General features: G+C 44.6%; 14 protein-coding genes. All 14 read left to right on the top strand.

Going from position 1 to position 13411, the window contains the following annotated elements; all coding sequences use genetic code 11:
- Positions 1 to 7: 7 nt before the first annotated feature.
- On the top strand, positions 8 to 1312 hold the full coding sequence (locus tag JOC78_RS09215; RefSeq protein ID WP_204554437.1) for a VanW family protein: 1305 nt from the start codon (positions 8 to 10) through the stop codon (positions 1310 to 1312).
- Between the two features lie 11 nt (positions 1313 to 1323).
- Positions 1324 to 2982 carry a GspE/PulE family protein gene (locus JOC78_RS09220; protein WP_204554439.1) on the top strand — a complete coding sequence of 553 codons (1659 nt, stop codon included), beginning with the start codon at positions 1324 to 1326 and terminating at the stop codon, positions 2980 to 2982.
- Positions 2983 to 2989: 7 nt separating this feature from the next.
- The gene (locus JOC78_RS09225) at positions 2990 to 4045 is read left to right on the top strand and encodes a type IV pilus twitching motility protein PilT (protein ID WP_204554683.1); all 1056 of its coding nucleotides are present in this window, start codon (positions 2990 to 2992) and stop codon (positions 4043 to 4045) included.
- Positions 4032 to 5243 (top strand): type II secretion system F family protein, encoded by a 1212-nt coding sequence (locus tag JOC78_RS09230; protein ID WP_204554441.1) that lies wholly within the window; start codon positions 4032 to 4034, stop codon positions 5241 to 5243. Before JOC78_RS09225 ends, JOC78_RS09230 begins: the two co-directional genes overlap by 14 nt.
- A 97-nt stretch (positions 5244 to 5340) precedes the next feature.
- Positions 5341 to 5805 (top strand): prepilin-type N-terminal cleavage/methylation domain-containing protein, encoded by a 465-nt coding sequence (locus JOC78_RS09235; RefSeq protein WP_239587091.1) that lies wholly within the window; start codon positions 5341 to 5343, stop codon positions 5803 to 5805.
- A gap of 15 nt (positions 5806 to 5820) precedes the next feature.
- Entirely contained in the window at positions 5821 to 6561 is a 741-nt protein-coding gene (locus JOC78_RS09240; protein ID WP_204554443.1) for a prepilin peptidase, read from the top strand.
- Between the two features lie 34 nt (positions 6562 to 6595).
- Positions 6596 to 7558 (top strand): type IV pilus biogenesis protein PilM, encoded by a 963-nt coding sequence (pilM, locus tag JOC78_RS09245; RefSeq protein ID WP_204554445.1) that lies wholly within the window; start codon positions 6596 to 6598, stop codon positions 7556 to 7558.
- A gap of 4 nt (positions 7559 to 7562) precedes the next feature.
- Positions 7563 to 8183 carry a fimbrial assembly protein gene (locus JOC78_RS09250; protein ID WP_204554447.1) on the top strand — a complete coding sequence of 207 codons (621 nt, stop codon included), beginning with the start codon at positions 7563 to 7565 and terminating at the stop codon, positions 8181 to 8183.
- The gene (locus JOC78_RS09255) at positions 8180 to 8980 is read left to right on the top strand and encodes a hypothetical protein (protein ID WP_204554449.1); all 801 of its coding nucleotides are present in this window, start codon (positions 8180 to 8182) and stop codon (positions 8978 to 8980) included. Before JOC78_RS09250 ends, JOC78_RS09255 begins: the two co-directional genes overlap by 4 nt.
- Positions 8980 to 9441, top strand: a complete 462-nt coding sequence (locus tag JOC78_RS09260) for a prepilin-type N-terminal cleavage/methylation domain-containing protein (protein WP_204554451.1) — start codon at positions 8980 to 8982, stop codon at positions 9439 to 9441. Before JOC78_RS09255 ends, JOC78_RS09260 begins: the two co-directional genes overlap by 1 nt.
- A gap of 96 nt (positions 9442 to 9537) precedes the next feature.
- Complete coding sequence (locus JOC78_RS09265) at positions 9538 to 10512, top strand: hypothetical protein (RefSeq protein WP_204554453.1); 975 nt, start codon at positions 9538 to 9540, stop codon at positions 10510 to 10512.
- Positions 10513 to 10831: 319 nt separating this feature from the next.
- Positions 10832 to 11425, top strand: coding sequence for a Maf family protein (locus JOC78_RS09270; protein ID WP_204554455.1), 594 nt, complete (start codon positions 10832 to 10834; stop codon positions 11423 to 11425).
- Positions 11426 to 11444: 19 nt separating this feature from the next.
- Positions 11445 to 12134 carry a RadC family protein gene (gene radC / locus JOC78_RS09275; RefSeq protein WP_239587092.1) on the top strand — a complete coding sequence of 230 codons (690 nt, stop codon included), beginning with the start codon at positions 11445 to 11447 and terminating at the stop codon, positions 12132 to 12134.
- Between the two features lie 132 nt (positions 12135 to 12266).
- On the top strand, positions 12267 to 13283 hold the full coding sequence (locus JOC78_RS09280; protein ID WP_204554457.1) for a rod shape-determining protein: 1017 nt from the start codon (positions 12267 to 12269) through the stop codon (positions 13281 to 13283).
- Positions 13284 to 13411: the final 128 nt, after the last annotated feature.

Consider the following 13411-nt stretch of genomic DNA (forward strand, 5'->3'; position numbering starts at 1 on the left):
TCATGATATGAAATCATTCAGCTTTATTAAAATCATGCTCAGTTTAATTGTGATTACTGCTTACTTAATAGGTTTTTCATATTACGGCGCCCATGCGTATGAAAAAATATTTAATTTATCAGTAGGTTTTAATGAGGGAACAAAAATTGGCCCTGTAGATGTCTCAGGAAAAACGAAGCTTGAGGCCTTAAAGACGCTGAATAATGAAATTGAAGAGTGGCAGAAAACGAAGAAAATAACGGTTCAATATGTAGAAGACAAAGGCGCTTTCGATCATAAGCTGATTTCTTTTCAGCAGAAAAAGTCAGTCAGTGAAGCGGCTCCAGAGCAGGAAAATACTTTGCTCACAGAGGTGCCTGTTGAGAAGGTAAAATCTGATATTCTTTTAGAATTTCCGAAAATCGATGTCCAAGCATTTGATTTTGAAGCTCTTGCCAGTGACCTTCAAGATATAGGAGCGTATTTGCAAACGGGAGAATCAGTCATTGATTTGACTGTGTATGCGACTGAGGATTACAAGCAGTCGATCGTTTCTGAAGCGCTGGTAAGCTTGGGAAGCGTTAGTCCTAATATCAACGAATTTATTATAAACTTTCCTTCTGTCACACTGAAGAATCATACGGCTTTCTCATTTAATCAATGGATGGAGAGCACGAATGACACGACCTTAACAGAAGATGAATTAAACATGCTGTCCTCCTTATTTTATCGATTGGTGCTGAAAACCAATTTTCTGATTTTAGAGAAAAATCAAGGGACTGAGTTGCCGTCATTTATTGAGCTGGGCTATGAAGCAAAAATCAGTAAAGTGAAAGAGCTCGATTTTGTTTTCATGAACGACAATGATATCGACTATACATTGGAAATGAAGGTCGTGAATAATAAGCTGTACGGGGCGATCAAAGGAGTTCCATTTGCCAGTGAATATAATTCTTTGTTAAAAAATAAACAAACATTTTCACCGAAAACCATTTTGCAATTTACACCTGATTTGCCTTTCGGGGAAAAAACAGTGTTGAAGACAGGCTCAAAAGGCACGATGATTCAGATGTTCCGACAAACAAACGGTAAAAAAGAAGAAAAAATTGCAGAAGATTTTTATCCGCCGGAGCACCGGGTGGAGCGTCATAGTTCTAGAGCAGAACCGCCGCCACCGCCTGAAGAACCGGTTGCTGAACCGGAAGAAGAACCAGATCCGCCAAGTGAAGAAACGCCTAAAGATTCAGAGGAAGAACCTCCAAAAGGAGAAGAAGAATCACCCGATAATGAAAAAGGCAAACCGGATAATCCGAAAGACGCATTAACCAAATAAAGGTGATGAGTATGCGAAAACAACGAAAACGATTAGGGGATTTATTAGTCGAGTCTGGCTTAATTACAGAGGAACAGCTGCAAACGGCTTTAAAAGAAAAGTCAGATGGACAGAAGCTTGGGGATGCTCTTTTGCAGCGCGGTTATATTACCGAGCAGCAATTAATTGAAGTGCTCGAATTTCAGCTGGGGATCCCACATGTGAGTTTATATCGTTACCCGATTGATACGAAGCTGTTATCGCTGATTTCGAAAGAGACGGCGAAAAAGAACTTAATCATTCCTCTGAAAAAAGAAGATGGCCGCCTGTTTGTGGCTATGGCGGATCCGATGGACTATTATACGATTGAAGACTTGCGTCTATCTACCGGTTTTCAGATCGATACGGCGATTGCCACAAAGGATGATATCGTCCGAGCGGTGAATAAATATTATGACATTGAAGATGCGTTTGAAGAGTTTCTGGCACCGGACGCGAAAGACGAGACGCCGAGTCCGCAAATTGTCGAAGAGGACTCACCAGTTGTCAAACTCGTCAATCAGCTGTTGTCCAATGCGCTGGCTGAAAAAGCGAGTGATGTGCATATTGATCCGCAAGAAACAAAAATTGTTGTACGATTTCGGGTCGATGGCCAGCTGCAAACGGAACGCCAGCTGCCTAAGCATATGCAAAATATGCTGACCGCCCGCATCAAAATTTTAGCGAACTTGGATATTACCGAACACCGGATTCCGCAGGATGGACGGATCAAAATGAATATCGACTTCCGTCCGATTGATATGCGTGTATCTACCCTGCCCACGATTTATGGGGAGAAAATCGTTATGCGGATCTTGGATTTAAGCAGTTCACTGAATGATTTGAATCAGCTTGGATTTAATAAAGTCAATCTAAAGCGATTTGAAGAAATGATTGTCCGTCCGAATGGCATTGTTCTTATCACGGGCCCAACCGGTTCAGGTAAATCGTCTACGTTATATGCGGCATTAAATAAATTGAACCAAGAAGAAGTGAACATTATTACGGTTGAAGACCCGGTTGAGTACCAGCTGGAAGGCATTAATCAGATTCAAGTCAATTCAAATGTCGGTCTCACGTTTGCTGCCGGCCTCCGTTCCATATTGCGTCAAGATCCAAATGTGATCATGGTCGGGGAAATTCGAGATAAAGAGACGGCTGAAGTCGCGATTCGGGCATCTTTGACTGGTCACTTAGTGCTCAGTACGCTTCATACAAATGATTCCCTTAGCAGTATCACCCGGTTGATTGATATGGGAGTAGAAACCTTTCTTGTCGCTTCTTCCGTCACTGGCATCATCGCTCAGCGCCTTGTCCGCAGAGTGTGCCGTGATTGTGCATACGAAGAAACCGCTTCTAAACGGGAAGTGGATATTTTCGCCAAACGGGGACTGAGAATTGAAAAGGTCGTTCGCGGCCGCGGGTGTGCTTCCTGCAATATGTCAGGGTACAAAGGGCGAGTGGCGATTCATGAAGTGTTAACGGTGACCGAAGAATTAAAGCGGATGATTGTAAATGAAGAACCATTTTCAAAATTGAAGGAAACAGCGCGCAAGCAGAAAACAATCTTCTTATTGGATGACGGCCTGCTGAAAGTTAAACAAGGTCTGACCACCACAGAAGAAGTACTGCGCGTTGCTTTAATGGAGTAGAGATATGATGAAAGAAAAAATTGAATTTTTATTGCGGTCTGCTCATGAACTGGGCGCTTCTGATATTCATGTCACGGTCGGATCTCCTCCCATCTTTAGAATCCATGGGGAACTGAAAAGATACGGCAAAGACTCGCTTGTGCCGGCGGATACGGAGGAAATGGGAAAAGCGGTTATTCCAACTCACCTTTGGGAGACCTTTAAAGAACAGGGAGAACTGGATTTTTCTTATGGGATTCCGAGAGTCTCACGCTTTCGTGTCAATGCCTACCATCAGCGTAATTGTATTTCACTAGCGATTCGGGTCATTCCGACTCATATTCCAACACTTGAAGAATTAAGGCTTCCGCCTATCTTACAGACAATTTCTGAAAAGCCTCAAGGTCTCGTACTTGTTACTGGTCCAACAGGCAGCGGGAAATCAACGACGCTTGCAAGCATGATTGATTACTTAAATCGAAATACGAGAAAGCATATCATTACTCTTGAAGACCCAATTGAATATTTGCATAAGCACGGCAAATGTGTCATTAATCAGCGGGAAGTCGGCTATGATACAAGAAACTTTGCCAAAGGCTTGCGGGCCTCGCTCCGGCAAGATCCGGATGTTATTTTAGTTGGGGAGATGCGAGATTTAGAGACCATTCAAACAGCGATAACAGCTGCTGAAACCGGGCATCTCGTATTTGCGACGCTTCATACATCAAGCGCTCCGGCGACCATTGAACGGATCATTGATGTGTTTCCAGCTGAACAGCAGCCGCAAGTCCGAATTCAATTAGCCACTGTTTTATCGGCGGTTGTGTCGCAGCGATTGTTTCCCACAGCTGATAAAAAAGGCCGCCGGGCAGCCATTGAAATCCTTGTAAATAACCCGGCTGTCGCGAATTTAATCCGCTCGGAAAAAGTCCATCAAATCGTAAATGTCATTCAGACGAACAAGGCGATGGGGATGCAGCTGATGACCGATCAAATCAAAGAGCTGGTACAGCAGGGGGCCATCTTAAAAGAAGTGGCCCTGCCTTATGTAACGGAAAGGGATCAGCAGAATGGCTCGGTTTAAATACAAGGGCCGTGACCGGAAAGGCAAGAAAGCCGGGGTTATTACCGCTGAAACAAAAAAAGATGCGCTGATTAAGCTGCAGAAAAATGGTATTCGCATAACAGAGATTGAGCAATTGCCGGAAACCTTGCTCACGAAAGATATTGTCATTGGCAAGCAAGTCAAGCTTGAGCATATGGTCATTTTTCTTCGCCAGTTTGCGACGCTTTTGCAAGCCGGGGTGACTGTCGTGGATGCCACGGTGATTCTGTCGCAGCAAACGGAAAGTAAAGGATTAAAAAAAGCGCTTATTTCAATAGAATCTGAGCTTCGCGCTGGGCGACCGCTGTCTGATGCGGCGGCTAAACAAAAGAACGTATTTGAACCGCTGTTTATTAATATGCTGCGGGCTGGAGAAGCGACGGGAAGTCTGGATGAAACGCTAGATGATATGGCCGAGCACTATGAAAGGCAGCATCGGACGAGACAGAAAGTTATTTCTGCGCTCGCTTATCCCGTAGTTGTCGGATTCATAGCTGTCGGGGTTGTTATCTTTCTATTAGTCTCTGTCGTGCCGACCTTTGTCAGTATGTTCGATGACTTTGGAGGCGAACTGCCGGCGATCACTCAATTCGTTATCGGGTCGAGTGAGTGGATGCAGAAATACTGGTATGTAATAATCGGGTTATTTTTCGCTTTTTTCGCGTCCATTTGGGCCGTGCGCCAGCGAAAAGAAACGAAAGTATATTTGGATTACTTTATTTTACGAATGCCATTGTTTGGGTCGCTTATGCAAAAGGCGGTGCTTGCTCGCATGACCCGGACGCTCAGCTCGCTCTTTTCCAACTCGGTACCGATTTTACAGGCGATGGACATTGTAGAAAATGTCGTGGAGAACGAAGTGATTGCGAGAGTCATTCATCAGTCGAAGGAATCACTTGAGCGAGGAGGTTCACTGACAGAACCGATGCGGAAACACTGGGCCTTTCCGCCACTGATCCACCACATGATTTCGATTGGTGAAGAAACGGGCTCCCTTGATGCGATGCTCGGGAAAGTCGCTGATTTCTATGAAGGTGAAGTTGAATCGGCGACTGACCGGCTAAAATCATTAATTGAACCGTTAATGATTGTCTTGCTTGCTGCCATCGTTGGAACAATCGTAACATCAATCCTTGTGCCAATGTTTGAAATATTCAATACAGTCCAACAGTCCTAATGTTCAAGAAATGTCTATAACTTTTGGTTGATTTACTAGCTGTAAAATACTAACATAAGAATATACCAAATCATGAAATAAATAGGGGGAGAACAAGTTGATAAACTTTGTTAAGCAAAGAATTAAAAACGAAAAAGGCTTGACCTTGATCGAGCTTTTAGCAGTTGTTGTAATTTTGGGGATTATTGCTGCGATTGCGATTCCGGCAATTGGTGGTTTGATTGATAATTCTAAGAAGGATGCACATGTGGCCAATGCGCAGCAGATGATTAGTTCGGCCAAGACATGGGTTGCGGGAAATGCAAATGAAACAATTCCAACTGCAGGAAAAACACTAAAACTAGAAGACATGATTTCGGATGGATTGATTGATAACATGGATGATCCAGACGGTGGTGGCGATACCTATGATAAAGATGATTCAAAGGTAGTTATTACAAAAACAGGAAATGCTTACGATTATACAGTTACTTTAATTGGTTCCAAAAAGAAGATTGACGGAAAAACACAAAAACTATTAAAAAGAGACGCAGTTGAAGAAGTTACTGTATCTAGCCCTTAAGGAGGTTAGTATGTATTGACGTTTATTGTGTTTCTCTATGCCCTCCTATTCGGCTCGTTCTTTAACGTAGTCGGGATGCGGGTGCCGATGGGGCAGTCGATTGTGAGGCCGCGGAGCGCTTGTCCGAATTGCGGCCATACGCTATCGGCGATGGAATTGATTCCGGTAATTTCATATTTGATGCAAGGAGGGAAATGCCGCGTCTGCCGGACGGGCATTTCTCCTCTTTATCCGATAACAGAGCTCTCGACAGCTTTGTTATTTTTATATGCGTATCTTTTTTTCGGATGGACGCTGGAGTTTGGCATGGCGGTGTTGTTCATTTCGATGCTGATCATCATTACCGTGTCGGATCTTGCCTATATGCTGATACCGGATAAAATTCTGTTATTCTTCTCCGTTTTCTTTGTTATTGGACGGATGTTGATGCCGCTAGATCCTTGGTGGGACTCTCTCCTTGGGGCTGCTTCTGGGTTCCTGCTTCTGCTCTTAATTGCGCTGGTGACGAACGGCGGAATGGGCGGGGGCGATATAAAGCTGTTTGCTGTCATTGGATTTGTGATGGGAACGAAAAATGTGTTCCTCGTGTTTTTTTTCGCCTGTGCGATTGGTGCCGTTATTGGTCTTTTTCTGATGTTTTTTGGTATAGTTAAAAGAGGAAAACCGATGCCGTTTGGCCCGTTTATTGCGATCGCGGCGATTGTGGTGTTATTTTACGGAGAAGCGATGCTATCATGGTATCTAGCTTTCTTCTAACTATTAGAAAGTTTGAATAAAAGGAGAACTCGGCATGAAGATCCAGCTGTTTGCCAAGATAGATAAAACGGTCAATTTAATATTTACCGACTATGCCATTCGAATGGTCGAAATGAAGCAGACTTCGCCGATCGTTGTGCAAAAGGCAGAGGAACGGCAGCTGCCGGCCGGTTTAATAAAGAATGGCGAACTGATCGACGCAGAAGGCCTGCTCCGCATTCTGCAGAACTGTGTCGATGATTGGGGAATCAAACGCCGCTCCGTCCGTTTTGTCGTACCCGACAATTATATTGCGATGCGGAATGAAAAGGTGTCAAAAGACCTCGAAGAAGATGAGATCAAAGGGCATTTCTTTATCCAAATCGGCACAACGATTCATTTGCCGTTTGAAGAGCCGGTCTTTGATGCGGTGATCACTGGTGAGAGTGAAGGCAAGCAGGATGTGCTTTTAATTGCCGCGCCTGAAGAGCAGGTTCGCCAGTTTAAAGAGCTGATTGAAGACGCGAAGCTTAGGCCTGTAGCTGCCGATATTGGTCCGCTCAGTTTGTACCGGCTGTTTTTTCATCAAGAAGTAACCAATGCGTACGACCATGAGCTCCTGATCGATTTAAAGCAAAACTTATTAACCATATCGATCTTTCATCAGCATCAGCCGAAGTTTATTAAGCCGGTTGTGCTTGAACAGCAGCAAGAGGAAGTGTCAATCGGCAGTGAAGATATGGCTGATAAAGAAGTCAACTATTTACTGGACGCAATGAAAGAGCTAGAAAACGTTATTAACTTCTATGAAAACTCTCTTCACCGAGGTCAGGTACAAATTGCAAGGGCGTTTGTGGTTGGTGATCATTCTCATGTGTCTTACGTTCACACCTTCATTCGCCAGAATTTAGGACTGGAGACATTTAATGATGAGCAAGCGGAAGTAATGGATAAAGCAGGAGAACCGGTAGCTGAATCATTTTTTACAGCAGTCGGGCTTGGATTGAAAGAGGTGTGAATCGTTGCTAATAGATATTAACTTGCTTCCTGAAAAAGAGAGAAAACGATTTCCCCTCTTTTCTATCATTCTGATTGGGCTGCTGATTATATTAACAGCTATTGGGGCATTTCTCATGTATCACACGAAGCAAAATGAAGCAGAGCTTGCTAAATCACAGCTAAAGACAGCGGTGCAGCTGCGGGAAACATTGGAAGCCAATATTAATCAGCCAGATACGGACACGGAAAAAGTCGATCAGCTGAATCAAGCGATTCGCTGGGCCGATCAGAAAAAAGTGCCGACTGTTCCGATTCTGAAACACTTAATCTCTAAATTGCCGGATCGCGGTTTTTTTCAGTCGCTATCTTATACTGATAATTTTACGATGACTCTCTCCATCCAATTCGATACCGGCCGGGATGCCGCCTATTATTTAAGCGAATTGAAATCATCTAAATGGATTGAATCAGCGAAGATGACGGCGATGAACACTTCTGTTGAAGAAGGGGAAGAAGATGCGAAAGCGCTCGTTGAAAAAAACAATGCGCTGCCGCGATATGTCGCAGACTATGAAATTATCTTTGTTCCTAATGTGGTGAAGACGGAAGATCCGCTAGAAGCAGAAGAGGAGGAGCAGCCGTGAGTCAATTAAAAACAAAAAAGACACTGCTTACCCTTTTGCTCATTCTTGTGATTGCAGGGGGTGCTGCCTATTATTATTTCGGCATCTACCGCCCGCTTGTACTAGAAGTGGACACCACTCAAAAACAATGGAAAGCCGAGCAACAGTTGATTAAAGCGCTTGAGAAGCAAAATGGTCCCGTTTCATCCGATACGCGTGTAGTGACGAATAATTTGCAGCATCAAGTGCCGGTTAAGCCGATGACCGAAAAGCTTCTCTTAGATTTTGAAAAGATTGAACTTTTATCCAGCAGCCTCATTAAAACGATTGCTTTTACAGAAGGAGAAGCAGAAGTTGAAGAGAATACCGCGGAGGAAGATCTTGAAGAACGGAACACTAGTGCCACGAAAGACAGTGCCGCAGGTGTAACAGACGGTGATGAAGAGCAGGAAGATCAGGAGGAATCTGAGGAAGAAGATGTAGAAGTGGATGTCGATCCAGCCCCTGTTCCTGAAGTGCTTCCGCCTGGGATCAAGAAAATCTCGGCTCAATTAACCGTGGAGTCACCTGGGTATTTCGAAATGGAGAAGTTTCTCGAGGAAATGGAGAATGAAATCCGGATTATTGAAATTGAGAATTTAACTTTTACGGGACCGGAAGAATTAAGTGAGTTAGAAGGCAAGACTGAGCCGCTCACTTACAATGTTGTGATTGCTGCTTACTATATGCCTGACTTAATTGAACTGCTTGAAGATTCGCCGAAACTAGACACACCGCCGCCGGCGAAAAAAGAAGATCCGTTCGTGAGGATTAACTAATGAGAATCCGTGGGGGATTAAATGATAAGGGGTATACATTAGTTGAGCTGTTGGCTGTCGTTGTGATCTTGGCGATTATCGCGGCGATTGCGGTCATAGGAATCGGGGGAATTATTGAGCGGTCGAAAGAGCAGGCGTTTGTCGCCAATGCAGTAACATTGAAAAGTGCGGCTCGGTATTATGTGAAAGACAGGGTTGCCCACGAGGAAGAAGTGCCGGAAAAGATTGATTATTCGATGTTGCACGATGCGGGATTGATAGAAGTGATCCAAGACCCATTTACTAAATCAGATATTACACCATCTCTGCAATCCTACGCCATCGCTAGCGGCGAGCGTATTCAAGCCATTTGTTTAATAGGGAACTCGAAAAAGCTATGTTCTTATCAGACGGAAAGCGGCAAGGTCGAAGGGCCGGTGCCGATTGCGGAATTGAAAGAAGAAAACATCACTGACAAGTAGAAATTTGCCGAAAATCTTTGCGGACAAGACGACAAAAGTCTTGTTCTTTTTTTTGCGCGCTGTGCTAGCATGAAGGCAATCGGGGGTGGAGCGTAAATGGACAAGCAGAAGAAAAATAATGCCGTGTTTGTGGTGCTTGGCGGCAAGAAAAAACAGGAGGACGAGACGCTTGTCGTCCAGGACTGGAAAAAAGCGCGGGAAGAAGCGTCAGCGGCAGCGGAACCGCAGCGGGATGAGGACGAGTTTGAATGGCTGCTACCTGATGAGTCGAGCCGGACTGAGGGAGATGCGAGAGTGTTGTATCGGCCTGAAGTGTATCAGGAGAAGAAAGGGAAGAGTTCGGCACTCGGGCGAGTCATGCTTATTGTGATCAGTGCGGTGCTGATTGGACTAATACTCGGATATGGCATGCTGAAAGTCGTTACTCAAAAGAATGAAGGAAAGCCGCAGGCCACGCTTCAAGAAGAGCAGAAACCTGCGGCTGCTCCTCCAGCTGCGGAAGAGACACCGGCTAAAACACCTGCCGCACCCGCTTCTCTTCCAGTTCTGAATACAGCCATCATTCAAGGCGGGGTATTTTCCACGAAAGAATCCGCCACAACAGTGGAAAAAGCGACAGGCTACATGGGTGTACCTACAGCGCTAATCGAAGAAAACGGACAATATATTTTAATTTTAGGTGTATCTCAAACGGTGGAATCAGCAAAGTTGCTAAGTGAAATTTATAAAGGACAAGGAGCGGATGTGTACGCGAAATCTGTGGAATGGAAAGCGCCGACTGGTTCTTTTTCGGAATCAATAGTCAATCAGGCTGGGGCACTAGCTGTGATTGTGCCGGTCTTAGCTGAAGAAAGCGCAAAGGTAGCTGCCGGTGTGCCTGCTGACACTGAGAAGATTGCTAAGGCGGAGAAAGAATTGAAAATCATTCAGCCGGAAGGAAAGGAAATGACCGGGCTTCATAAACAATTAACCGCTGCATTAGAGCAAATCCAAAGCGGACAGCCAACTGCAGGGGTCGAGGCACAAAAGAAAATGCTTGATTTTCTATCAAGTTACCAAAAGCTGAAATGAAGAAACCTTGATTCATCGGACAAGGTTTCTTTTTTGTGGGGAAATGGGGAGAGAGCGAATAATCACATAGTGAAGAATAAATAGGGTGATGACGAAATAACGATTTGTGAGGGCGAATAAATGCGTGGTGAAAGTGAAAAAACGCGAATCGAGAGCGAATAAACGCATGACGAAAGTGAAGAAACCACAGTCGTGAACGATACCCCCTGCTCGTGATGAAACCAGGCCTTATTTCTCGGGAAAAATTTGTGATCCATATAGAACTTTGATACGATAAGAAGGTATCTCCCTCATTTTCTTGAAAGAAAGGTGATTAAGTTTGACTGACATTATTTTAGCTTCTGGATCTCCCCGCCGGAAAGAACTTCTTCAACAAATTCATCTTCCATTTACGGTTCAAACGAGCCATGTGGATGAAACCATCTCCAACGAATTATCTCCAGAAGACATCGTCACACAATTAGCTGAAAGAAAAGCTAGAGCCGTAGCTGCAGAAGTAAGCAACAAGTATGTGATTGGTGCGGATACGGTCGTCGTGCAAGATGGCGTCGTACTCGGTAAGCCGAAAGACCGGGATGAAGCCCGGCATATGCTTAAGAAACTATCCGGCCACACGCATGCCGTTTATACAGGCGTGGCCATTATACACAATGATGACACATTTACTTTTTACGAAAAAACGAACGTCACGTTTTGGGAGCTGCTAGATGAGGATATTGAAGCCTATTTAGACAGCGGTGAACCGTTTGATAAAGCGGGGGCTTACGGTATACAAGGACTTGGCGCCGTTCATGTTAAAAGCATTGAAGGCGACTATTTCTCTGTTGTCGGCCTCCCGATTGCTTCATTGTACAGACATTTAAAACGGCTCGGCTTTAATGGGCGTTCCACATCTTCTCCTTCTGAAAAGTGATTCAAAGGAGAGATTGACTATGCCAGAAGAAATAATGATGATACGGGATGTTCCTCCTGCCGACCGTCCGCGAGAACGAATGCGGACAGGTGGAGCGGGCAGTCTTTCGAATCATGAATTATTAGCCATACTTTTACGCAGCGGAACGAAGAATGAATCGGTGCTGCAAGTAGCGAATCGAGTTCTCCAAGCATTTGAAGGCCTTCGAATGTTGAAAGATGCCTCACTTGAAGAAATCACAGCCATTAAAGGGATTGGCGAAGCCAAAGCGATCCAAATTATGGCGGCGCTCGAACTTGGCCGCCGGGTCAGTGATTTGAAATTCGAAGAGCGCTATGTCATTCGCTCCCCTGAAGACGGAGCGAATTATGTGATGGAAGATATGCGTTTTTTGTCACAGGAGCATTTCGTTGCCCTCTATCTAAACACCAAAAATCAAGTCCTCCACAAACAAACGCTGTTTATCGGCAGCTTGAATGCTTCAATCGTACACCCGAGGGAAGTGTTTAAAGAAGCATTCCGCCGATCGGCCGCCTCTGTGATCTGTATCCATAACCACCCCTCCGGAGACCCCGCGCCAAGCCGCGAGGATATAGAAGTCACAAAGCGGCTAGCTGAATGCGGAAAAATCCTTGGCATCGATCTCCTGGATCACTTGATCATCGGGGAGAAAAAATACGTCAGTTTAAAAGAAAAAGGGTATTTATAATGCTAGGATTTTTATTTTCATTCAGTTATAATATAAGTTATGATTTTTGCCAGCTATTTTTGTCGAAAACACGAATGATAATGTCAAATTAATCACTATAAAAGTAACGGATCAAGAAAGGGAGATACTTGTATGTTTGGAATTGGAAGTCGGGATCTTGGGATTGACTTAGGCACAGCAAATACGCTTGTCTATGCAAAAGGAAAAGGAATTATGGTGCGTGAACCTTCCGTTGTGGCTCTGCAAACGGATACGAAGCAGATTGTAGCTGTCGGAAATGACGCGAAGAAGATGATCGGACGTACACCGGGGAATGTCGTTGCGACTCGTCCGATGAAAGACGGCGTGATTGCTGATTATGAAACAACAGCGACGATGATTAATTATTATATTAAGCAGGCAACGAAAGGCAATCGCGGTTTCCTTTCAAGCAAACCTTATGTTATGGTATGTGTGCCTTCAGGAATCACAGCGGTTGAAGAACGTGCGGTCATTGATGCCACTCGCCAAGCAGGTGCGCGTGATGCCTATACGATTGAAGAGCCATTTGCTGCAGCGATCGGTGCGAATCTTCCTGTTTGGGAGCCGACGGGCAGCATGGTGGTTGATATCGGCGGCGGAACGACAGAAGTCGCAATCATTTCTTTAGGCGGAATTGTGACAAGCCAGTCACTTCGTACAGCAGGTGATGAGATGGACGATGCGATCATCGCTTATATCCGTAAGCAGTATAACCTTCTGATCGGTGATCGTACAGCAGAAACGATTAAAATGGAAGTCGGGTCTGCAGGAGATGTTGAAGGCATTGACAGCATGGAAATCAGAGGCCGTGATTTATTGACTGGTTTGCCGAAAACGATTGAAATCACAGCCGAAGAAATTGCAGATGCACTGAAAGATACCGTTTATTCGATTGTTGATACGGTAAAAAGCACGCTTGAACAAACACCGCCGGAATTGGCTGCGGACATTATGGACCGCGGAATCGTCTTAACAGGCGGAGGCGCTTTGCTTCGCAACTTAGACAAAGTGATCAGCAAAGAAACGAATATGCCGGTTCTGATCGCGGAAGATCCATTAGATTGTGTGGCAGTTGGTACAGGCATGGCACTTGACCATATCCATTTATTTAAAAATAAATCCAAGTAAAAAAACATTGGGGCCGCCCTTTAAATATGCTTAAGTTAGGATCTTATATGATATAGTAAGAAGGGATTTTCCTTCTGCTCTATCAAATACGAACTAGCTGCATAGAAGGGCAGCCCCGATTATTCTAA

The sequence above is a fragment of the Bacillus ectoiniformans genome (assembly GCF_016908875.1).
Taxonomy (GTDB): domain Bacteria; phylum Bacillota; class Bacilli; order Bacillales; family Domibacillaceae; genus Bacillus_BX; species Bacillus_BX ectoiniformans.

Excerpts from the sequence above, each read along its gene's own strand:
- JOC78_RS09215 (WP_204554437.1), top strand. The coding sequence starts at position 8 with ATGAAATCATTCAGCTTTATTAAAATCATGCTCAGTTTAATTGTGATT.
- JOC78_RS09220 (WP_204554439.1), top strand. The coding sequence starts at position 1,324 with ATGCGAAAACAACGAAAACGATTAGGGGATTTATTAGTCGAGTCTGGC.
- JOC78_RS09225 (WP_204554683.1), top strand. The coding sequence starts at position 2,990 with ATGAAAGAAAAAATTGAATTTTTATTGCGGTCTGCTCATGAACTGGGC.
- JOC78_RS09230 (WP_204554441.1), top strand. The coding sequence starts at position 4,032 with ATGGCTCGGTTTAAATACAAGGGCCGTGACCGGAAAGGCAAGAAAGCC.
- pilM (WP_204554445.1), top strand. The coding sequence starts at position 6,596 with ATGAAGATCCAGCTGTTTGCCAAGATAGATAAAACGGTCAATTTAATA.
- JOC78_RS09260 (WP_204554451.1), top strand. The coding sequence starts at position 8,980 with ATGAGAATCCGTGGGGGATTAAATGATAAGGGGTATACATTAGTTGAG.
- JOC78_RS09265 (WP_204554453.1), top strand. The coding sequence starts at position 9,538 with ATGGACAAGCAGAAGAAAAATAATGCCGTGTTTGTGGTGCTTGGCGGC.
- radC (WP_239587092.1), top strand. The coding sequence starts at position 11,445 with ATGCCAGAAGAAATAATGATGATACGGGATGTTCCTCCTGCCGACCGT.
- JOC78_RS09280 (WP_204554457.1), top strand. The coding sequence starts at position 12,267 with ATGTTTGGAATTGGAAGTCGGGATCTTGGGATTGACTTAGGCACAGCA.